Annotated in this window: 11 protein-coding genes; 8 read left to right on the top strand and 3 right to left on the bottom strand. The window is 64.9% G+C overall.

Going from position 1 to position 23,770, the window contains the following annotated elements; all coding sequences use genetic code 11:
* Positions 1–27 precede the first annotated feature (27 nt).
* The 3 genes from GGD40_RS29500 to GGD40_RS29490 are packed head-to-tail and all read right to left on the bottom strand — an operon-like array spanning position 28 to position 3,773.
* Positions 28–1,488 (bottom strand): cytochrome c, encoded by a 1,461-nt coding sequence (locus tag GGD40_RS29500; RefSeq protein WP_179710909.1) that lies wholly within the window; start codon positions 1,486–1,488, stop codon positions 28–30.
* A 20-nt stretch (positions 1,489–1,508) separates the two neighbouring features.
* Positions 1,509–3,110: a GMC family oxidoreductase gene (locus tag GGD40_RS29495; protein WP_179746033.1), complete on the bottom strand. Its 1,602-nt coding sequence runs from the start codon at positions 3,108–3,110 to the stop codon at positions 1,509–1,511.
* A gap of 39 nt (positions 3,111–3,149) precedes the next feature.
* On the bottom strand, positions 3,150–3,773 hold the full coding sequence (locus tag GGD40_RS29490; RefSeq protein WP_179746032.1) for a sugar dehydrogenase complex small subunit: 624 nt from the start codon (positions 3,771–3,773) through the stop codon (positions 3,150–3,152).
* Between the two features lie 283 nt (positions 3,774–4,056).
* On the opposite strand from GGD40_RS29490, the gene GGD40_RS29485 reads away from it, so the two are divergent.
* From GGD40_RS29485 to treY, 8 genes are all read left to right on the top strand, one after another.
* On the top strand, positions 4,057–4,719 hold the full coding sequence (locus tag GGD40_RS29485; protein ID WP_179747090.1) for a DUF1345 domain-containing protein: 663 nt from the start codon (positions 4,057–4,059) through the stop codon (positions 4,717–4,719).
* Between the two features lie 449 nt (positions 4,720–5,168).
* A complete protein-coding gene (locus tag GGD40_RS29480) occupies positions 5,169–8,636 on the top strand; it encodes a maltotransferase domain-containing protein (RefSeq protein ID WP_179746031.1) in 3,468 nt (1,155 codons plus the stop codon).
* Positions 8,633–12,097 (top strand): maltose alpha-D-glucosyltransferase, encoded by a 3,465-nt coding sequence (treS, locus tag GGD40_RS29475; protein ID WP_179746030.1) that lies wholly within the window; start codon positions 8,633–8,635, stop codon positions 12,095–12,097. Before GGD40_RS29480 ends, treS begins: the two co-directional genes overlap by 4 nt.
* A complete protein-coding gene (gene glgB / locus GGD40_RS29470; protein WP_179746029.1) occupies positions 12,090–14,300 on the top strand; it encodes a 1,4-alpha-glucan branching protein GlgB in 2,211 nt (736 codons plus the stop codon). Before treS ends, glgB begins: the two co-directional genes overlap by 8 nt.
* A 100-nt stretch (positions 14,301–14,400) precedes the next feature.
* Entirely contained in the window at positions 14,401–16,620 is a 2,220-nt protein-coding gene (gene glgX, locus GGD40_RS29465) for a glycogen debranching protein GlgX (protein WP_179746028.1), read from the top strand.
* A gap of 119 nt (positions 16,621–16,739) precedes the next feature.
* Positions 16,740–18,665, top strand: coding sequence for a malto-oligosyltrehalose trehalohydrolase (gene treZ / locus GGD40_RS29460; RefSeq protein ID WP_179746027.1), 1,926 nt, complete (start codon positions 16,740–16,742; stop codon positions 18,663–18,665).
* Positions 18,662–20,884 (top strand): 4-alpha-glucanotransferase, encoded by a 2,223-nt coding sequence (malQ, locus tag GGD40_RS29455; protein WP_179746026.1) that lies wholly within the window; start codon positions 18,662–18,664, stop codon positions 20,882–20,884. Before treZ ends, malQ begins: the two co-directional genes overlap by 4 nt.
* Entirely contained in the window at positions 20,881–23,745 is a 2,865-nt protein-coding gene (treY, locus tag GGD40_RS29450; RefSeq protein ID WP_179746025.1) for a malto-oligosyltrehalose synthase, read from the top strand. Before malQ ends, treY begins: the two co-directional genes overlap by 4 nt.
* The last annotated feature ends 25 nt before the right edge of the window (positions 23,746–23,770 follow it).

Here is a 23,770-nt window from a genome sequence, read left to right as displayed (position 1 = left end):
TCCGAAAACACGCGCCCTGCGCGGCCGCTATTGCTGAGTGCGCAGCTTGGCGACCTGATCGACGGTCACGGTCGACTGAGGATTGCCGAACTGTTTGGTCACATAGTTGGTGATGGCGGCGACCTGATCGTCGGTGAGTTCGGTGCCGAAGGCAGGCATCAGCACGTCCGCCTGCTTCGTCGTCCGGCTGACGCCGTGCAAGATCACCATCGCGAGATTGTTGGCGTCGCTCGCGCCGACCGCCGAGTTATGGATCAACGACGGATACGCCCCGGGCGCGCTCGCGCCCACGCCTTGGCCCGTCCAGCTATGACAGGTCGCGCAGTTGGCCACGAACAATTGCGCGCCGTTCACCGCGTTGATCGTGGTGCCGCGCAATGCCGTGACGTCGTTGGCGGGATTGCCCCACTGGTCGCGCGGACGCGCTTCGCCGCCGCTGATCGGCGGCACCGAGTGCAGATACGCGACGATCGACCCGAGGTCTTCGCGCGTCAGGTACTGCGTGCTGTCGGTCACCACTTCGGCCATTGGACCAGCCGCGTTGGCGCGTCCCGGCGCCGCGCCGGTCGACAGATACGAAACGAGCTCGTCGTCGCTCCAGTTGCCCACGCCGCTGTTCTTGTCCGGCGTGATGTTGTACGCATGCCAACCGGCCTGCAGCGCGCCGGAGAAGCGCGAACTCGACTTCAAACCCTGGGTGAAATTACGCGGCGTATGGCACTCCTCGCAATGCGCGAGACCTTCCACCAGATACGCGCCGCGATTCCACTCGGCGCTTTGCTTCGGATCGGGGACGAAACGGCCCTCGGTGAAATTGAACATGTTCCAGAACACCATCAACCAGCGCTGGTTGAACGGGAATTTCAGGCTGTTGCTCGGCGGCGCGTAGTGGATCGGCGTGAGCGTGTTCAGATACGCGCGAATCGCCAGCACGTCCTGATCGGTGACCTTGGTGTATTCCGCATACGGGAACGCGGGATAGAGCCGCTCGCCGCTCTTGCCGATGCCTTCATGCATCGCGCGCAGAAAATCGGCGTCGCTCCATTGGCCGATGCCGGTGTCCGGATCGGGCGTGATGTTCGGCGTCACGATGGTGCCGAACGGCGTGTTGATCGGCAGGCCGCCCGCGAACGGACGGGCTTTGTCCGCCGTGTGACATGCGACGCAATCGCCGGCGCGCGCGAGGTATTCGCCGCGTTTCACCAGATCGCTGCTACCGGCCGCTGCGGCGGGCGTGGCCGTGCCGTCGGCAGCGCCGTTGGTGGCGCCGCCAGGCGCACTGCCGGGCGCTTGCGACGCGTCGTCGGCATGCGCCTGCATGATCGGCAATTCGTCGTTATGCCGCGCGTTGGGCCCATGCGCTTCGTACCACGCCATGTACAGCGCGAACAGCGAGAACGCCGCCGCCAGCGTCGCGACCCGGAAACGCCGCCGCTTGTGCTGAACGAGCACCTGAGCCGGCTGCCCGCGAGAGAGGTTCTTCGTCATGGTGGCTCTCCGTTCAGGGCTCAGATTTCACGCTTGAGCTTGTCGGCCAGTTTCAGCGACAAGGCCGCGATCGTCAGCGTGCAATTCACCGAGGCCGCGGTGGGCATCACGCCGCTGCTGGCGATGAACAGATTGGAGTGATCGTGCGTGCGGCAATCCGCATCGACGACCGAATCCGCCGGATCGCTGCCCATGATCGTAGTGCCCATGATGTGATTGTTGGGGGCGAAGGTGTCGTCGAACGAGACCTCCGCGCCACCGAACAGGTTGGCGATCTGCGCGTAGAGTTCGTGCGTGTTGGCCGCGCTTTTCTTCACGTAGTCGTTGATCGAGTAGTAGATCTCGGGCTGCGGAATACCCAGCGCGTCCTTGTGATCCGCCGACGGCACCACCCGGTTCTGCGGCTCCGCCAGATGCTCGTGGAAGCTGTTGATGTTCAGCGTGCGCGCCGCGCGGTCGCGAATCTGCCGGTCGAGTTCGGCGCCGGTGAGGCCTTTCTTCAACAGATCGGCGGTCACGCCCATGGTCGGCACGCCGTTCGACAGATGCAGCTTCTTGGCCGCGTAATCGGAGCGGAACGCGCCGTCGCGGAAGTTGACGATCGAGGTCATTTCCATCGGCCCGCGTCCGGGCCAGAGCGGTTCGTTGGCGAGGAAAGTGACGCCCGTGCCCGGATGGTCCATCAGGTTGCGGCCCACCTGGTCGGAACTGTTGCCGACGCCGTGCGGGAATTTGTCGGACGTCGACATCAGCATCAGCTTCGGCGTTTCGATGCCGTTGGCGGCGAGCACGAACAGCTTGCCGGTCACGCGTGTGCTGTTGCCGTTCGGGTCCTTGTAGTGGACCGCCGTGATGAGCCCTTTGTTGTCCGCTTCGACGCGGTACACCACGGCCTCGGGAATCAGTTTCGCGCCGGCCTGCTCGGCTTTTTCCGCGTGCACCACGCCGTTGTACATTGCGGCGATCGGGCAGATCGGCATGCAATTGTTGTTGCCGCAGCAGGTGGGCCGCGCGTCGTACGGACGGCTGTTGCGCGCCACGGGCTCGGGCACGACCTTGAAGCCTTGCGCGTTGAGCACGTCGCTAAAGCGCTGATCCATGTACGACAGCGGCAGTGCGCTCATCGGGTAAGGCTTCGAACGCGGCGAGCCGAGATCGATCGAGTTATCCGGGCCTGACACGCCCAACTGCGCTTCCGCCGCGGAATACCACGGTTCGAGCGTTTCGTACGGATACGGCCAGTCGCGCCCCACGCCGTACAGCTTATGCAACTGAAAGTCCGACGGCAGCAGGCGCCACGCGGCCGCCGCCCAGTGCCAGGTCGTGCCGCCCACCAGCCGCACGTATTGCGAGTTGTACGGATAGTCGCCCTTCTGGATCAGATAATTGTTGGCGGGCGCGTACTCGGGATGCGGTGCGTAGGGCGTGGACGGATACGGCGTCGCGAAGTCGGACTTGGCCGGCGAGTTGCGGAAGTTCTCGACGATCTGCCAGCGCGGAATACGCGGCCCGGCTTCGAGCAGGATCACGGATGCACCGGCCAGCGCCATCTGATGCGCGACCAGTCCGCCCGCCACGCCCGAACCGACTACGACGATGTCGGCGGAATTTGAGTTTGCCATTGTTGCCCTCTTTTCTATCGACCGGGGAACGTCGTTGTGTCAGGCGCTGACCGGTTTCTGCGTCCAGTAGAACGGCACGTCGCGGCAATACGACGGAATGGTCAGCACGTCTTTCACCGGCTCGAACATCAGCGCTTTTTCATAGGCGATCACGTCGATATGCGGCATCTCGCCGACGAGCCCCAGATACCACGCGCGCATGATCGCGCCGACGGTTTTCGCGAGCGCGGGTTGCTCGGCCTGCAAGGCCTGCGTGACCGTATCGGACGGCACGCCGCCATGGCCTTGCAGCCACGTATTGAGCGCGGCGACATTCTGGGTGAACTGGCTGTCGGATTTAGCGAGGGCGTCGTAGTAACGCTTGCTGAGGATCGGGTCGAAGCTGGCGTGGGCAGTGAGGCGCTGCGAGAGCGCGACGAAAGCGTCGAGGCCGCCGCCCGCGGGCGCGTCGGCGAAGGCGGGGGCGATCCACGAGAACGAGCGGCCGGCGCCGGCGCCGACAAACGCGAGCGCCGCGGCGCTGGCGCAGGCGCCGAGCACCCACGCTCTGCGCGACGAAGAAAATGACGCTGGAAACGATTTCGACAACGAAGCCGACGACGACAACCCGGTTGAATGCGTCACTTCGTGGTGCGCATTATTTTTCTCAGGAACATCTGTCATGGGGACTCCAGATGGTGAGTCGATCGTGAGTCATACTCAACGGGCAACGCGGCGACGCAGGGATGCCCTTCGCGCGCTGTCTCGATGCTCTACCCCAAACCTGGTCTCGTGCCGCTTCAGCGGTCTTCTCGGTGCAACACACTCAGCCTGCCAATCGCCTTTCAACTGAAAGCGGCGCGCAAGGCCGTTGCGAAAGACTATAGCCTGTGACTCACCCATTCTACAAATGGTGCTCGAAGCGCGGGTAGAATCCGCGACACCGATGCCCACCCTCCTATATTCCATGCTCACACGATTTCTTCCGCAGGTGCTTCGCAATCGGCCACGCATGCTGATCGGTCTGGCCATCGGCGGCGTCGCCGCGTTCCTGTTGCCCGCCCACACGCGTCCCATGGTGCTCGGCCTGGCCGGCTGGGACGCCGCCGTCTGGACCTATCTGGTGCTGATCTGGGTACACATGGCGCTCGCCGACGAAGGCGACGTGCGCGAATACGCCCGCCGCGACGATGAAAACGCGGGCGTGGTGCTGGCCATCATCTGCGTGGCGACGGTCGCCAGCCTGGCGGCGATCGTGCTCGAACTGGCCTCGGCGAAGGGCACCGCGGGCGCGTCGACCGCGTGGCACTACGCGTTGACCGGCCTGACGATGGTCGGCGCATGGTTCATGATCCCGACCATCTTCACGTCTCACTATGCGCGGCTGTACTACGACCCGGACGTCGACGAGACGCCGTTGCTGTTTCCGGATCACAAGCTCCAGCCGAACTATTGGGACTTCCTGTACTTCTCGTTCACCATCGCGGTGGCCTCGCAAACTTCCGACGTGGTGTTGCGCTCGCGCACGATTCGTCGCGCGGCGCTCGCTCAGTCGATCCTGTCGTTCTACTTCAACGTCGCGGTGCTGGGCTTGTGCGTGAACATCGCAGCGGGCCTCGTCGGTTCGTAAGCGCGTTGCCGCTTCAGTTTTTTGGGTGACCGTGCGATCTGCGCGGCTCGCCATCAGCCCCGTGTAAAACCCAGACGAGGCCGCCCGATTTACACGCGGGCCGCCGCCTCAGCCAGGCCTTAGCCCGCCGCCATCCCACCTTCCAGCGTTCGCCGCATCCTCCTGCGGGGCGCACGCTCGCCCCCCGTCCTCCGTGTTTCCAGACCATACTGGCACACCGATTGCTGCGTCTTGCGAACAGTTCCGGCCAGTCCGGCGTCACCGTGCGTGGCGTCAAAGCACTCCCTTACTGGCCAGCGGCGTGACGATCTTTGCACTACATTGACCAGTACGCGCCTTCGCTCGACGCAATCGCGCGGTAGCGGTATCCGGCTCTGGAAGCCCAATGAGCGCTGTGATCGCATGCCAATTGCATCCACACCGCAGCAGGACGAATCTGGAAACGACCGATGGAATCTCCAAACGGGTACGCGCCACGGATTTACTTTTTTCATTCACTTCTGGTTGGACCGCTCGCCGCGTGGCCCGCGCAGTTCGCGCACGCCGCCGCGCTGGGCTTCGACCATGCGTTGATCGGCAGCCTCTTCGAGCCGGGACAGGCAGGCCACGGGCAAGTGGTCGGCAATCACGCCAGGCTGCATCCGGTATTCGAGGCGCAAGGGTCCGCCGTCGAGTCGATTCGCACGCTTGCGACCACGGCCCATCAGCATGGCGTGACCTTGCTGGCCGATCTGGTGATCGACCGGATGGCCGCCGATGGCGCGCTCTACGCCGAACATGCCGACTGGTTCCATCCGTTCGAGTCGGAGGAAGCGCGGCTCGATCCGCGCCATGTGCATCGCGAGGACAACGTCGCGTATGCGAATTTCAACGAGGCCGGCAGTAGCGCCGCGCTCACGCTCTGGTGGACGCAGCAATTGCTGGCGCTCGCCGAGGCCGGCGTGGGCGGCTTCCGCTTCGACTCCCCGCATCGCGTGCCCGCCGCCGTCTGGCGACAACTCGGCGAGGCAGTGCGCGCCCGGCATCCGCACGTGCGCTTTCTTGCCGCGACGCCCGGTCTGTCACGCGGCGACCTGCCCGCGCTGGACGGCGCGGGCTTCGACAGCGTGTTCACGTCGGTGCGCTGGTGGGACTTCCGTTCAAGCTGGATGGTCGAGGAGCACGCCGCGCTCGCGCGCCTCGGCGCGCCGATCGCGTTCCCAGAAGCGCCTTACGGCACACGCCTAGCCGCCGACCTGAGCGACGCGCACGACGCCGCTATCGTCGAACGCGCTTACCGGCGCGCGCTGTTCGCGTCGGCTTCGACCGGCACCGGCTGGATGATGCCGATGGGCTTCGAATACGGCATCGCCGAGCCAATGTCGCAGACGCGCGGCGACGCCGCGCAGTTCGCGCTCGCCGCCCAGGCGAAGCAGTTCGATCTCTCCGAGCGCATTGCGCATGTGAACGACGTTGCACGCAACACGGCAACCCTGCACGCCAATGGTGAACTGCGCCCGCTAAGCGGGCCAGGCGCGCCCGCCGCCGTGTTGCTGCGCGCCGATCAGCCCGACCTGCGCGACGCCAACGAGGCGATCCTGATCGCCATCAATCCCGAACTCGGCGCGCCGGTGCGCGTCGACCCTGGCCGCTTTTTAGTGGGCGTGCCCGGCAACTTCACGCGATTCGTGCCGCTCGACGCGCCCGGTCACCCCGCGCCGGTCACGCTGACGCCGTTCACGCTGACGCCGTTCACGCTCGCCCCCGGCGCGGTCCGCCTGTTCCGCGCGGTGACGGAAAAACCGATCCGCCTCGCACCGCCGATCGACAAAGCCAACAGCAAACGCAGCGGTCACAAGACGGTGATCGAGGCGATCAGCGCGCCGCGTGTGGCGATAGAAAACGTGACGCCTTCCGTCGACAACGGCCGGTTCGCGGCCAAGCGCAGTGTCGGCGAACGCGCTGAGATCCGCGCCGCGATCTTCGCCGAAGGTCACGACAAGATCGCCGCCGCCGTGCTCTGGCGCGCCGCCGACGAAACCGCGTGGCACGAAATGCCGATGGCGCCGGCGCAACCCGCCGGCCTCGACATCTGGACCGCGCGCATTCCGCTCGAACGGCTGGGCCGCCACGAATTCACCGTGATCGCCTGGCGCGACGACTTCGCGTCGTTGGTCGAGCATATCCAGAAGAAGCTGAAGGCAGGCCAAACCGTCGAACTGGAACTCGACGAAGCGTCGCATCTGTTCGCGCTGGTGCTCGCCGAAGTCGAAACCGTAGAAGGCGCGATAACGGAGCCGCTGGAACACATCGTCAAGGTCTTCACGAAGTCCGACCCGGACACCAAGCTCGCCTTGCTGCTCGCGCCGACCACCGCGAAGGCAATGACCGCCGCGCGCCACCGGCCCTTCCTGAGCCGCGATCCGACCATCTACAAGATCGATGCGGACCGCACCGCCGCGCGTTTCGCGAGCTGGTACGAGATCTTCCCGCGTTCCATGAGCGACGACGAATCGCGCCACGGCACCTTCGCCGACGTCACGACGAAACTGCCGCGCATTCGCGACATGGGCTTCGACGTGCTGTACTTCCCGCCGATTCACCCAATCGGCGTGGCGAATCGCAAGGGCCGCAACAACACGCTGAACGCGCAACCGGGCGACGTAGGCAGCCCATACGCGATCGGCGGCGCCGAAGGCGGCCACACCGCCGTGCATCCGCAACTCGGCACGCTCGACGACTTCAAGGCGATGCTCGCCGCCGCGCACGCGCACGGCCTCGAAATCGCGCTCGACTTCGCCGTGCAGTGTTCGCCGGATCATCCGTGGTTAAAGGAGCATCCGACGTGGTTCGCATGGCGCCCCGACGGCACGCTGCGTTACGCGGAGAATCCGCCGAAGAAGTATCAGGACATCGTCAATCCCGACTTCTATGCGCACGACGCCAAGCCCGATCTCTGGCTCGCGTTGCGCGACGTGTTCCTGTTCTGGATCGACGCGGGCGTGCATATTTTCCGTATCGACAATCCGCACACCAAACCGCTGCCGTTCTGGGAATGGGTGATCGGCGATATCCGCGCGCGCTTTCCGGACACGCTCTTTCTCGCCGAAGCGTTCACGCGTCCGCGCATGATGAACCGGCTCGGCAAGATCGGCTTCTCGCAGTCGTACACATACTTCACGTGGCGCGAGTCGAAGCGCGACTTCATCGAGTACATGAACGAACTCACGCGAACCGATGCGCGCGATTTCTACCGGCCGAACTTCTTCGTCAACACGCCGGATATCAACCCGCGGCATTTGCAGTCGCAAGGTCGCACGGGTTTTCTGATTCGCTCGGCGTTGGCCGCGACGCTCGCCGGTTTGTGGGGCGTGTACAGCGGTTTCGAGTTGTGCGAGGCCGCCGCCTTGCCGAACAGCGAGGAATATCTCGACTCCGAGAAGTACCAGTTGCGCGCATGGGACTGGAACCGGCCGGGCAACATTGTCGGCGAGATCAGTGCGCTGAACCGGATTCGCCGCGCGAACCCGGCGCTGCAAACGCATCTCGGCCTGACGTTTCTCACCGCCCACAACGACAACATTCTGTTCTTCGAGAAAGCCACCGAGGCGCGCGACAACGTGATCGTCGTCGCCATCAATCTCGATCCGTTCAACGAACAGGGCGCGGACGTCGAATTGTCGTGGGAGACGTTCCAGCACTGGCATCTGCACGACCACGGCGCGCTTGAAGTCACCGATCAGATGACTGGCGCGCGCTTCGAATGGCACGGCCGCCGGCAGCACGTTCAGCTCGGCTCGGGTCAGCCATTTTCGATCTGGCGGATCGCGCCGCTCGGTGGGCTACCCGCCGACCGGCCCGATGAAGCCGACAGCGACTCCGACGGCGCCCATCACGCAGACGCTGGCAATCCAACCCAAACGGAAGGTGCGATATGAAGCGTGACGATACAGCCCAAACCACATCGCAAGCTCATGGCAACGCCGCCACCGGCAGCGCGGCGAAAGCCCGCTCGCAGCGGCGCGGCAAACCCGCCGCGTTGAGCGACGATCCGCTCTGGTACAAAGACGCGATCATCTATCAGGTACACATCAAGTCGTTCTTCGACGCGAACAACGACGGCGTGGGCGATTTCCCCGGCCTGATCGCCAAGCTCGACTACATCGCCGAACTCGGCGTGAACGCGATCTGGCTGCTGCCGTTCTATCCGTCGCCCCGGCGCGACGACGGCTACGACATTGCCGATTATCGCAATGTGCATCCGGACTATGGCCAGCTCTCCGACGTGAAGCGCTTCATTCAGGAATCGCATGCACGCGGCATTCGCGTGATTACCGAGCTGGTGATCAATCACACGTCGGATCAGCACCCGTGGTTTCAGCGCGCGCGCCGCGCGAAGCCGGGTTCGAATCATCGCAACTATTACGTGTGGTCCGATACCGATCAGAAGTATCAGGAAACGCGCATCATCTTCATCGACTCGGAGCCGTCCAACTGGACGCATGATCCGGTAGCCGGCGCGTATTACTGGCACCGTTTCTACTCACATCAACCGGATCTGAACTTCGACAATCCCGCCGTGCTGAAAGAGGTGTTGCAGGTCATGCGCTTCTGGCTCGACATGGGGATCGACGGGCTACGGCTTGACGCGGTGCCGTATCTGGTCGAACGCGAAGGCACCAACAACGAAAACCTGCCGGAAACGCACGCGATTCTGAAGAAGATCCGCGCCACCATCGACGCCGAGTATCCGAACCGGATGCTGCTCGCCGAAGCGAATCAATGGCCGGAAGACGTGAAGGAATATTTCGGCGACGAAGACGAATGTCACATGGCCTTCCACTTCCCGCTGATGCCGCGCATCTACATGTCGATCGCGAGTGAGGATCGCTTCCCGATCACCGACATCATGCGGCAAACGCCGGATCTCGCCGAAACGAACCAGTGGGCGATTTTCCTGCGCAATCACGACGAACTGACGCTCGAAATGGTCACGGACTCCGAGCGCGATTATCTGTGGAACACCTACGCGAGCGACCGCCGCGCGCGGCTGAACCTCGGCATTCGCCGCCGTCTCGCGCCGCTGATGGAGCGCGACCGCCGTCGTATCGAGTTGATCAATTCGCTGCTGCTGTCCATGCCCGGCACGCCCGTGATTTATTACGGCGACGAGCTCGGCATGGGCGACAACATCCACCTCGGCGACCGCGACGGCGTGCGCACGCCGATGCAGTGGTCGTCGGATCGTAACGGCGGTTTCTCGCGCGCCGATCCCGAACAACTGGTGCTTCCGCCGGTCATGGGTTCGCTGTACGGCTTCGACGCGGTCAATGTCGAAGCGCAAAGCCGCGACCCGCATTCGCTGCTGAACTGGACGCGCCGCATGCTGGCCACGCGGCGCGCGAAGCAGACCTTCGGGCGCGGCACGATCCGTTTTCTCAAGCCGGAGAATCGCAAGATTCTCGCGTATCTGCGCGAAACGCCGGGCGAGCCGCCGATCTTGTGCGTGGCGAATCTGTCGCGTGCGCCGCAAGCGGTGGAACTCGACCTGTCCGAGTTCAACGGCTCCGTGCCGATCGAAATGACCGCCGATTCGGTGTTCCCGGCCATCGGCCAACTCACCTATCTGCTGACGTTCCCGCCGTACGGGTTCCTGTGGTTCATGCTGTGCCCGGGTGGGCAGCGTCCGACCTGGGCGCAAGCGCATTCGGAACCGCTGCCGGAATTCGTGACGATCGTTATTCGCGAAGGCCAGGCCGGCCCGACGCCGGAAAACGTCCGCCTGCTCGAATCCGAAGTGCTGCCGTCATGGCTGAGCCGGCGCCGCTGGTTTGCGTCGAAGGATCAGAAGATGCATGCGGTGCGGCTTGCCGCGTTGACGACGATTCCGAACGGCGGCTTCGCGTTCACCGAAATCGAAGCGGACGTGGGCGATCACACCGAACGCTACGTGGTGCCGATTGCGATCACCTGGGGCGGCGAAACCACCACCCCGTTGTTCATGCAGTTGGCGTTGGCGCGCGTGCGGCGTGGCCGCAACGTCGGGCATTTGACCGATGCATTCGCGCTGCCGATCTTCGCGCATGGCGTGATGCGCAAGCTGCGCGAACGCGCGGTCGTGCCGACTGTGCAGAAGAGCGAAATCAAGTTTCTGCCGACCGAGCGTTTCGACGAACTGTCCGGGCTCGGCGAGCGGCCGGACATTCGCTGGCTCGCGGCCGAACAGAGCAACAGTTCGCTGATCATCGCCGACGCCGTGGTGCTGAAGCTGGTGCGCCGGCTCGTCAGCGGCATTCATCCCGAAGCGGAAATCAGCCGCTATTTGACCCAGCTCGGCTACGCGAACACCGCGCCGCTGTATGGTGAAGTGGTGCGCGTCGATCCCGAAGGCGTGCCGCATACGCTGGCGATCCTGCAAGGCTTTATCGACAACCAGGGCGACGCGTGGAACTGGTCGCTCGACTTCCTGCGCCGTTCGGTCGACGAACTCGCGATCGCCGTGGATACCGACGCGCAGTCCACGCCCGACCGCGGCAACGAAATGAATCTGATGGAAGGCTATAGCGCGTTGGCGGGCATTATCGGCAGGCGGCTCGGGGAGTTGCATGTCGCGCTCGCCTCGCCGACCGACGACCCGGCGTTTTCGCCCGAACCGGCGAGCGCCGAACAGGTAAAGGCCTGGGTCGACGGCACGCAGGCGATGCTCGCCGGCGCGCTCGACCTGCTCGTGCCGCGCATCGAGCAGATGAGCGACCCGGAAACCCACGCGCTGGCCCAAAGCCTGATTGACCGTCGCGCCGCGCTCGTCGAGGTCGTCGACAAACTGGTTTCCATCGAAACGGGCGCCTTGCGCACCCGCATTCACGGCGACTTCCACTTAGGCCAGGTGCTGGTGGCGCAGGGCGACGCGTATCTGATCGACTTCGAAGGCGAACCGGCGCGTTCGCTCGACGAGCGTCGGCAGAAGTCGAGTCCGCTGCGCGACGTGGCCGGCTTGATGCGTTCGTTGTCATATGCGAGTGCGGCCGCACAGTCCACGATGGAAAGCGCGCCGCAGCAAACGGCCGATCGCAAGCTTGTGCTGTTCGACCGCTTCCGCGCGCATGCTACCGACACTTTCCTGACGGCGTATCGCGCCGCCGCGGCGGATGCCGCGACACCGCTGGTGGCCCCCGAAGCCGAACAAGCGCTGCTCGATCTGTTCCTGATCGAAAAGGCCGCTTACGAGATCCGCTACGAAGCGGCCAACCGTCCCACGTGGCTCGGTCTGCCGGTGCGCGGCCTCGCCGCGCTCGCCAATCGTCTGCTCGGCGATACTGGCGCATCGTCACACGATTCCTCAACCCAGGCGCCTGGCGCCGCCACACCGCCTAACCCGGCCGAGGGCGACTATGAGTGAGCATGATCCGGCCGCGGGCCTCCAACCGCTCGACATCGACGCGCTAGTCGAAGCGCGTCACCCCGATCCTTTCTCGCAGCTCGGGCTGCATCAGACGGACGCGGGTCCGGTGGTGCGCGCGTTGTTGCCGAACGCCTCGCACGTTACCGTGATCGCACGCGCCGACGGCGCGACGCTCGGCGAGCTCGAACAACTGAGGCCGGGGTTGTTCGCCGGCCGCGTCACGTCCGCCGCGCCGTATCGCTTGCGGATCGACTGGCATGGCGTCGTGCAGGAAATCGAGGACACGTATTCGTTCGGCGCCGTGCTCGGCGATGAACCGCTCGGCCGTCTCGCCGGCGGCGATCCGTACGCGGTGCTCGAACTGCTCGGCTCGCGTCCCATGGAAGTGGACGGCGTGCCCGGCGTGCGCTTCGCCGTGTGGGCGCCGAACGCGCGGCGCGTCTCCGTGGTGGGCGACTTCAATGCGTGGGACGGCCGCCGTCATCCGATGCGGCTGCGTCATCAGGCCGGTGTGTGGGAGCTGTTCGTGCCGCGCGTCGGAGCCGGCACGCGCTACAAGTACGAGCTTTTGTCGCGCGATGGGCACCCGCTGCCCTTGAAGGCCGACCCGTGCGCGATGCAAACCGAGAAGCCGCCGGGCACGGCGTCGGTGGTCGCGCATGTGGACGAGATCGAACAGTTTCCGTGGAGCGATCACGAATGGATCCAGTCGCGCGCCGCGAAGCAAACGCCGCGCGCGCCGATCTCGATCTACGAAGTGCACGCCGAATCCTGGCTGCGTGTCGCCGAAGAAGGCCAGCGCGGTCTCACCTGGGACGAGCTCGCCGATCGGCTGATCCCGTACGTGAAAAGCATGGGCTTCACGCACGTTGAGTTCATGCCGATCGCCGAGCATCCGTTCGGCGGATCGTGGGGTTATCAGCCGCTCGGGCAGTTCGCGCCGTCGGCGCGCTTCGGCAAGCCGGAGCAATTCGCCGGCTTCGTCGACAAGGCGCACGAGGCCGGTCTTGGCGTGATTCTGGACTGGGTGCCCGCGCATTTTCCGAACGACGCGCACGGTCTGGTCGACTTCGACGGCACGCCGCTCTACGAGCACGCCGATCCGCGCGAAGGCTATCACCAGGACTGGAACACGATGATCTACAACCTCGGCCGCAACGAGGTGAGCGCGTTCCTGATCGCCTCGGGGCTGGCGTGGCTGAAGCGCTATCACGTCGACGCGCTGCGGGTGGATGCGGTCGCCTCGATGCTGTACCGCGACTATTCGCGCGCCGCCGACCAGTGGGTGCCGAACATTTATGGCGGCCGCGAGAACCTCGAATCGATCGCGTTCCTGAAGCGGCTCAATCACGAAGTCGGCTATGTGCCGGGTGTGCCGGGCGCGATCACGATTGCCGAGGAATCGACCGCATGGCCGGGCGTCACGGCCAAGGTCGAAGACGGCGGCCTCGGCTTCCAGTTCAAATGGAACATGGGCTGGATGCACGACACGCTGCACTACGTGGAAGAAAACCCCGTGTACCGCCAATACCATCATCACATGATGACGTTCGGCATGGTGTACGCGTATTCGGAGCGCTTCGTGCTGCCGCTGTCGCACGACGAGGTAGTGCACGGCAAAGGTTCGCTGCTCGGCAAGATGCCCGGCGACACCTGGCAGAAGTTCGCCAACCTGCGCGCGTACTTCGGTTTCATGTGGACGCATCCGGGCAAGAAGCTGCTGTTCATGGGCGGCGAATTCGGCCAGATGGCGGAGTTCAATCACGACACGTCGCCTCATTGGCATCTGCTCGACGATTCGAACCACCACGGCGTGCAGATGCTGGTGCGCGATCTGAACCGTCTGTACCACGACGAACCCGCGCTTTACCTGCTCGACTGCGAACCGGGCGGCTTCGAATGGCTGGTCGGTGACGACAACGGCAACAGCGTGTACGCCTACCGCCGCACCGATGGCGCGGGCCGCGAAGTAGTCGTGGTCTGCAACATGACGCCGGTGCCGCGCGTTGGTTACCGGCTCGGCATGCCGCGCGGCGGACGCTGGGTCGAAGTGCTGAATACGGATGCCGGCGTGTACGGCGGCTCGAACATGGGCAACGGCGGACTGATTCAGACCGACGCCATATCGAGCCACGGCTGGCCGCATTCGGCGTCGCTGACGCTGCCGCCGCTCGCGACGATCGTGCTGCGCGCGGATTGACGAAGTAGTTGTAGAGCGAGCGCGCGGCGTGACAAGCCGCGCGCTCGTTGCATGAAGACCCAAGCGAGCGTTCAACAATCAGAACAAAGGAAGGGGAATCATGTCGCATGCAATGCCCGACCGGCTTCTGCCCGGCTCGCCCTACCCGCTCGGCGCTAGCTGGGACGGTCTCGGCGTCAACTTTGCGGTGTTCTCGGCGAACGCGCAAAAAATCGAGCTTTGCCTGTTCGATCCGACCGGCCGCAAGGAAATCCGCCGCTTCACGCTGCCCGAATGCACCGACGAGGTCTGGCACGGCTACCTGCCGAACGCGCATCCAGGCACCGCGTATGGCTTTCGCGCGCATGGGCCGTATCAGCCGCAGCATGGGCACCGCTTCAATCCGCACAAGCTGCTGCTCGATCCGTACGCGCGCAAGCTGGTCGGCCAATTTCGCTGGTCGGACGCGCTGTTCAGCTATCGCGTGCATTCGAATCGCGCGGACCTTTCCATCGACCGGCGCGATTCGGCGCCGGCCATGCCCAAGTGCGTGGTGATCGACGAAGCGTTCGACTGGTCGCACGACAAGCGCCCCAACGTGCCGTGGGGCGAGACCGTGATCTACGAAACGCATGTGCGCGGCGCGTCGATGCTGCGCGCCGATCTGCGTCAGCATGAGCGCGGCACGTTTGCCGCGCTGGCGTCGCCGGAGTTTATCGAGCATCTGCTGAAGCTCGGCGTGACCGCAGTAGAACTGCTGCCGGTTCACGCGTTTCTCAACGATCGTTTTCTGGTGGAGCGTGGCCTGCGCAACTACTGGGGCTACAACACGGCGGCGTTTTTCGCGCCGGAGCCCTCGTATCTGAGCACGCACCGGCTCGACGAAATGCGCATTGCCGTGCGCCAGTTGCACGCGGCCGGCATCGAAGTGATTCTCGACGTGGTCTACAACCACACCTGCGAAGGCAACGAGATGGGCCCCACCGTGTCGTGGCGCGGCCTCGACAACGCCAGCTACTACCGCCTGATTCCCGGCGACGAACGTCACCATATCAACGACACCGGCTGCGGCAACACCTTGAACCTGCCGCATCCGCGCGTGCTGCAGATGGTGATGGATTCGCTGCGCTACTGGTCCACGGCGTTCAATATCGACGGTTTCCGTTTCGATCTCGGCGTCACGCTCGGGCGTGAACAGCACGGTTTCGATCCCGGTTCCGGTTTCTTCGACGCGTTGCGCCAGGACCCGATCCTGTCGCAACGCAAGCTGATTTCCGAGCCGTGGGATATCGGGCCAGGCGGCTATCAGCTCGGCAATCATCCGCCGGGTTTCGCCGAATGGAACGATCGTTTCCGCGACACCGTGCGCCGTTTCTGGCGCGGCGACGCCGGCTTGCGCCCCGATCTCGCCGCACGCCTGACCGGCTCGGCCGATCTGTTCAACCGGCGCTTCCGCAAGCCGTGGGCATCGGTCAATTTCGTCACGTCGCATGACGGTTTTACGTTAGCCGACGTCACCGCTTACGAGCAGAAGCACAACGAAGTCAATCGCGAAGACAACAACGACGGCCATAACGAAAACTGCAGCCGCAACTGGGGCGCGGAAGGTCCGAGCGACGACGCCACGATACTCGCCACGCGCAAACGTGTGGCCCGCTCGCTGGTCGCCACGCTGCTGATGGCGCTCGGCACGCCGATGCTGCTGGCCGGCGACGAATCGCTGCGCACCCAGAACGGCAACAACAACGCGTACTGCCAGGATAACGACATCTCGTGGATCGACTGGGAACGCGCGCAAACGCCGGACGGGCAGCAGATGGCCGAGTTCGTCGCGCGCGTGATCGCGTTACGGAAACAACACCCGTTGCTGCGCGAGACGCGCTTTCTGTTTGGCGACCGCGAAGTGTTGCCGGGTCTGTTCGATGTCGGCTGGTTCGACGAACACGGCGATCCGCTCACCATCGAAGCGTGGCAGGACCCTGAAGGCCGCGCATTCACGCTGCGGCGCGCCGGTCCAGGCCTGAATGGCGAAACCGAAGTATTGTTAATGATGCTCAACGCGAATCAGCAGACGTTGCGCTTTATGCCGCCCGCGCCGCATCTGGAATGGCACGTGCTGCTAGACACAGCCGAGCCGGAAAGCGGGCCGTACCGGCTGGCGGCGCCGGAAGTCGAAGTGGGCGCGCATAGCCTCGTGATGCTGGCCGCGCAACCGGTGGGCGAAGCGGACTGGCAGGCCGGCTGGAAGGCCGGCGCGCAGCACGGGCCGCGGCTGTTGACGGCGCTGCCGCCCGATCCGGGCGCGCATCCGCCACGTAGCGACGCGTCGCCGACCACGTAGGCGGAAACAACGTCGCGGGATGAACCGCATGCAGAGCGGCCGGGTTGTAGCGCGTGAGATTGCCAACGCGATTCACGCGTGAAACGCGGCTCGACAGTACATTCGAATGGTGAAGAATCATGTCCCAAAGTCCGATTGATCCTCACGCGCATCATCACGCGCATTGCCTGCCGTTCGGCGCCCAGTTGCTGGGCGCCGCGGGGCCCAAGCCGCGCACACGCTTCCGGTTCTGGGCGCCGTCGTGCGAACACGTTCACGTCGACGTCGAAAACGGCCCCGCGCAAGGCGCGCACGCCATGACGGCCACCGGCAACGGCTGGTTTGAAGCGACCGTGGAGAGCGGCGCGGGCACGCTGTATCGCTTCCGGCTCGACGGTGAGCACGCCGTGCCCGATCCGGCGTCGCGCTTTCAGCCGCAAGACGTGCACGGCCCGAGCGAAGTCATCGACCCGCGCGCGTACCGTTGGGAGTACACGCACTGGCATGGACGGCCCTGGGAAGAGACCGTGCTGTACGAACTGCATGTGGGCGCGATGGGCGGCTATGCGGGCGTGCAGCAGCGTCTGCCGGCGCTGGCCGCGCTCGGCGTGACGGCCATCGAGTTGATGCCGTTGAACGACTTTCCCGGCCGGCACAACTGGGGCTATGACGGCGTGCTGCCGTATGCCCCCGATTCCGCGTACGGCCGTCCCGAGGAACTCAAGGCGCTGGTGGACGCCGCCCACGGTCTCGGCCTGATGGTGTTTCTCGACGTGGTCTATAACCACTTCGGCCCGGACGGCAACTATCTGCATCAATACGCGCGCTCGTTTTTCCGCGAAGGTACGCATACGCCTTGGGGACCGGCTATCGATTTCGAGCGCAGCGAAGTGAGCGATTTCTTTACCGATAACGCCATCTACTGGCTCAACGAATATCGTATCGACGGGCTGCGTTTCGACGCGGTGCATGCAATCGACAACCATTCGTGGCTGCGCGAATTGTCCGACCATATTCGCGCCAAAGTGCAGCACGGTCGCTATGTGCATCTGGTGCTGGAGAACGAGCACAACAGCGCGACGCTGCTCGAAGCGCATTTCGACGCGCAATGGAACGACGACGCGCACAACACGCTGCACGTGCTGCTGACCGGCGAAACGGAAGGCTATTACCACGCGTATGAAGACCAGCCGATTCGCCGGCTTGTGCGGGTGTTGTCGGAAGGCTTCGCGTATCAGGGCGATCCTTCGCCGATTCACGACGGCAAGCCGCGTGGCGAATCGAGCGGGCATTTGCCGCCCACGTCGTTCGTGATGTTTCTGCAGAACCACGATCAGATCGGTAACCGCGCCTTCGGCGAGCGTCTGCGCAAACTGACCTCGGACGACGCATTGCGCGCCGCCACCGGTTTGCTGCTGCTGTCGCCGCAGATTCCCTTGCTGTTCATGGACGAGGAATACGGTTCGACGCAACCGTTCCTGTTTTTCACCGACTACACCGGCGACCTCGCCGATGCGGTACGCGAAGGACGCCGCCGCGAATTCGCGCGTTTTTCCGCGTTCAGCGACGAAAAGCGGCGCGCGCAGATTCCCGATCCGAACGATGCGAAAACGTTCGCGGCTTCTTCGCCGCCCGCGCCCGATGCGTCGTCTTCCGCGCCAGGCAGCGGCGATGCGAAAGACCGGCTCGACTGGATGCACTTCTACAAATCCGCGCTGGCCGTGCGTGCCAAGCTGATCACGCCGCGCCTGAAACATGGCAAGGCGCTCGGCGCGACCGTGCTGAGCGGCGCGAACGGCGGCGACGCCAATGCGCTGGTGGCACGCTGGAAACTGTGCGACGGCGAGACCTTGTCGATCGCGCTGAATTTATCGAAAGACAGCGTGGCGTTCAGCGAAGTGCCGCCCGGCAAGATCGTTTTCGAAACGCCGCCGCGCGTGCGTGAACAGATCGACACCAAGGTGTTGCCGTCGAATACCTTCGTTGCGTGGCTGACCGGTGACGTCTGCGACTATGCAACCGGCCACGACGCCCGCATTGCAAGCCAACAGGAGCGCCACGCGTGAGCACTCGACGCAACGATACGATCGTCACCCTCGCCACGCGCGCCGGTTTCGAGGTGGAGTGGCAGGACGCGCACCACACGACCCAACATGTGCCGGAAAGCACGCTGGCCGTGCTGCTCGACCGCATGGGCTTGCCGTGCGGCAACGCGACGCAAATCCGCCAAAGCGCCGCCGCGCTCGAAGCCGAATTGTCGGGCCGCAAATTGCCGCCGCTGATGACCGCCGAAGTGGGACGCGGCATCGCGCTGCCCGCCGCGGCGATCCGCTCGGGCAGTCACTATCGGATCGAACTCGAAAGCGGCTCGATCATCGACGGGCGCTTTACGGCGCCTAAAGGCGAGGAAGCGCTGCTCGCGCCCATCGACGAACCCGGCTATCACACGCTCGTGCTCAACGAGCAACGGATGACGCTGGCGGTGGCGCCCGCACGTTGCTACACGGTGGCGGATGCGTGGCGCACGCTGAACGACAGCGACGACAGCGACAAAGCCAACACCACCGCCGCACACGCGCCGCCTTTGTGGGGCATTGCCGCGCAACTGTACGGCTTGCGTCGCGTCGGCGACGGCGGCATCGGCGATTATTCGGCGCTGGCGCAACTCGCCATCGAAAGCGCGCGGCGCGGCGCGCACGCGCTCGCCGTCAGCCCGACTCACGCGATGTTCAGCGCGGAACCGAATCGCTTCAGTCCGTATTCGCCGTCGTCACGCTTGTGGTTGAACGTCACGCATATCGATCCCGCCGCCGTGTTCGGCGCGGACGCGGCACGCAGCGCGCTCGAAGCCGCGCAAGGCACGCAGAGCTGGTCGGCGTTGGAAGACTTGCCGCTGATCGACTGGCCGAACGCCGTCGTCTTGAAGCTGAAGGTGCTGCGCTCGCTGTACGAGCACTTCTGCGAGCAGGACCGCGCGCACGAGACACCGCGCGCGTTGGAATTCCACGGCTTCTGCGAACGCGCCGGCCGCGCGCTCGAAGACCATGCGCGTTTCGAAGCGCTGCAAGCCGCGCAACTCTCGCAGGAAGGCGGCAACGGTCATTGGCGCAACTGGCCGGAAGCATTGCGCGATCCGCGCAGCGCCGAGGTTGAAGCCTTCGCCGAAGCTCATCGACACGAAGTCGATTTCCATCTGTTTTTGCAATGGCTGGCCGCCAAGGGTTTATCGCACGCCCAACACGCCGCACGCGATGCCGGCATGGCCGTCGGCCTGATCGCCGATCTCGCGGTGGGCTGCGATAGCGCCGGCAGTCACGCCTGGTCGTATCGCGACGACATGCTGCAGGGCGTATCGGTCGGCGCGCCGCCGGACCTCTTCAACCAGGCCGGCCAGGCATGGGGCCTCACCACCTTCTCGCCACGCGCCATGCGCACGCAGGGCTTCTCCGCGTTCATCGACATGTTGCGCGCGGCGTTCGCGCATGCCGGCGGCATCCGGATCGATCACATTCTCGGGTTGCGTCGGCTGTGGCTCGTGCCCGAAGGCGAAAGCGCGCGCAACGGTGCGTATCTGCGCTACCCGCTCGAAGACCTGCTGCGCTTGATCGCGCTCGAATCGTGGCGGTTTCGCTCGATCGTGATCGGCGAAGATCTCGGCACCGTGCCGCCCGGTTTTCGCGAGCGACTCGACGAGCACGGACTCGCCGGCATTCGCGTGTTGTGGTTCGAGGGCGCGCACGGCGGCAAAGGTTTCAAGCCGCCGCACGAGTGGGACCGTAATGCCGTCGGCACCACCACCACCCACGATCTGCCGACCGTGGCCGGCTGGTGGCGCGGCAGCGACATTGTGTGGCGCAACCGGATCGGCCAGACAATGGCGCGCGCCGACGGCCGCGATCCGGTACAGCTCGCGCAGGAAGAACGCGCGCACGACCGCGCCAACATGTGGCGCGCGTTCCAGTCGGCCGGCGTGGCCGCGCACGGTGTAGAAGCGCCGCCGCCCGACGATGCGCCGGTGGATGAAGCGCTCGCGTTCGTCTGCGCTACACCGGGTCCGCTGGTGACGTTTCCGCTCGAAGACCTGCTCGGGCAAGTCGAGCAGCCGAACTTGCCCGGCTCGATCGACGAGCACCCGAACTGGCGTCGTCGCGTGAATCTGCCGATCGACGAACTGTTCAAGGACGACGTCTTCTGCGACCGCCTGCTCGCCGTCGATCGCGAACGCCGCGCCGCGCGCGCTGCCGCTCCTTCTTCCAACGCTTCCGCGGAGCCTGATACGCCATGACTGTCCCGCGCTCCACGCTTCGCCTCCAGTTTCACCGAGGCTTCACCTTCGACGACGCCGCGAAGCACGTCGACTATTTCGCCGCGCTCGGCATCAGCCACGTGTACGCGTCGCCGATCACCACGGCCGAGCCCGGATCGATGCACGGCTACGACACCGTCGACTACACCCGGGTCAGCGCCGAATGCGGCGGCGAGGCGGGGCTCAAACGTCTCGTCGACAAGCTGCGCGCGCACAACATGGGGCTGCTTGTCGATATGGTGCCGAACCATATGGGCGTGGGCGGCGCCAGCAACGCGTGGTGGCTCGATATTCTCGAATGGGGCCGGCACAGCGCTTACGCGCGTCATTTCGACGTCGACTGGCATTCGCCGGATCCGGCGTTGCGCGGCAAGGTGCTGGCGCCGACGCTCGGCGCGCAGTATGGCGAAGAGCTCGCGGCGGGCCGCATCGCGCTGCTTTTTGATGCGGACAGTGGGCGCTTTTATATCGGCTACGGTCCGCATGTGTTCCCCGTGTGCCCGATCGATTACGCGTCGATCCTGCAAGGCGCGGAGCGCGCCGACCTCAACGCGCTCGCCGAACGCTTCAACGGGCTGACGACGCAACCCACCGATCATCCGCGTGCCGCCGAAGGGCGCGAGATGTTGCGCGAGTTCGTCGCGCAGCAAGGCAGTGCGGCGATCGATGCCGCGCTGGAAGCGTACGCACCTGGCGATCCGGTGACGCGTGACCGCCTGCATCGGCTGATCGAGCGGCAGCATTTCCGGCTTGCGTGGTGGCGCACCGCGTCCGACGAAGTCAACTGGCGGCGCTTCTTCGACATCTCCACACTCGCCGGCGTGCGCGTGGAGCGGCCCGAAGTGTTCGACGCGGTGCATGCGCTGATTTTCCGTCTCTACCAGGAAGGCGTGGTGGACGGGCTGCGGATCGATCACGTCGACGGGCTCGCCGAGCCGCGCGAATACGCGCAGCGGTTGCGGCAGCGTCTCACGGAATTGCGCGACACCGCGCCGTATGTGGTCGTCGAGAAAATTCTCGGCCGTGGCGAACCGCTGCGCGACGATTGGCCCGTGGACGGCACGACCGGCTACGACTTCATGAACGACGTAGGCGCGTTGCTGCACGATCCCGCCGGCGCGGAACCGCTTGCGCAGACATGGGCCGAACTCACCGGCCGCAGCCCGCGTTTCGCGGACGAAGCGTTGATCGCGCGCCGCAAGATTCTCGCGGAGAACCTGTCGGCGGAACTGGATCGGGCAGCGCGCGCGTTGCATCGCATCGCACGAGATTCGCTGACCACGCGTGATTTCGCGTTCACCTCGCTGCGGCGTGTGCTGACCGAACTGGTCGTGCATTTTCCGGTGTATCGCGTCTATCCGCAGAACGGCTTGCGCAGCACTGCCGACAACGTCTATTTCGACCAGGCGCTCGAAGGCGCAAAACAATCGCTGTCGCGCGCGGACCTCGTCGTGCTCGATCGCGTGAACGCGTGGCTCGGCGGTAGTGCGGAAGAAGCGCCAAGCGGACGCCCCGGCGCGCCGCCGCAGCCAGGTCAGAACAACGCGCCGCCCAGCCACGCCGGTTCGGCGCGGCGCACCGCGCAAACGCTGTTTTCGCAATTGACCGCGCCGGTCGCCGCGAAGGCGGTCGAAGACACGGCGTGCTATCGCTACGGCCGGTTGTTATCGCGTAACGAAGTCGGCGCGGACCCGGGTGAATTCGCGCTGTCGGTCGAGCAGTTTCATGCCGCTAATCTGGAACGCGCGCAGCGCTTTCCTCACGCGTTGCTCGCCACCGCCACGCACGATCACAAACGCGGCGAAGACGTGCGCGCCCGTCTCGCGGTGTTGAGCGAAATCGCGGCGGACTGGAGCGCGACCTTGCGCGCGTGGTCGACGTTGAACGCGCCGCATCGCCGTGCGCTCGACGGCAAGCCGATCAGCAGCGTCGGTCAGGACACGCGCTGCGACTGGGCGCCGGGCCCCGCCGCCGAAGCGATGCTGTATCAGACGCTGGTCGGTTGCTGGCCGCCGGAGTTGAAACCGGACGACGCAGCGGGCGTCAAGGAACTGGCCGAACGCGTCGCGCAATGGCAGTTGAAGGCGCTGCGCGAAGCGAAGCTGCAAACCAACTGGCTCGCGCCTGACGAAGCGTATGAAGCCGGCTGCCGCGATTTCCTGTTCGATATCCTCGCGCCGCAGCGACGCGACGGCTTTCTGAAGGAACTATCGGCGTTCGTCGCGCGGATTGGCCGCGCCGGTGCGCTCAATAGTCTGCAACAGACGGTGTTGCGGCTGGCGTCGCCGGGCATTCCCGATCTGTATCAGGGCACCGAGTTGTGGGACTTTAGTCTGGTCGATCCGGACAATCGCCGGCCGGTGGATTTCGCTCAGCGTGAAGCGTGGCTCGTGCAGACGCCGCCGTCGGATTTCCTGCCGACCTGGCGCGACGGACGCGTGAAGCTCGCGGTCGTGCAACGCGTGCTGGCGTTGCGCACGCATTTGCCGGAGTTGCTGAGTCAGAGCGAGTATTTGCCGCTTACCGTGCGCGGCGCGCATGCCGCGAATGTGATTGCGTTCGCGCGACGGCATGGCAACGCCTGGGCGGTGGTGATCGCGAGCCGGTTGGCTTCCGGCTTGCTCGATAGCGATGACGCAAGCGATCTGCCGATGGTCGATCCGCAAAAGTGGGCGGACACGGCGATTGAAATGCCGTCCGATCTGTCGGCGCGAGCGTTGTTCGATTGGCTGAGCCCCGCAGCGCCGAAGGTCGATGAGCACGGCTTGCTGTATGTGCGCGACGCGCTCGGCGCGATGCCGATCGCGGTGCTGGTGGAGGATGGCGTGCCGCGCAGTTGATCGCGTCTGTTTCTCCTGGCGAATG

It is taken from the genome of Paraburkholderia bryophila (assembly GCF_013409255.1).
Classification (GTDB): Bacteria; Pseudomonadota; Gammaproteobacteria; order Burkholderiales; family Burkholderiaceae; genus Paraburkholderia.
Note: the sequence above shows the minus strand (reverse complement) of the source record. Positions and strands in the feature narration are given on the sequence as shown.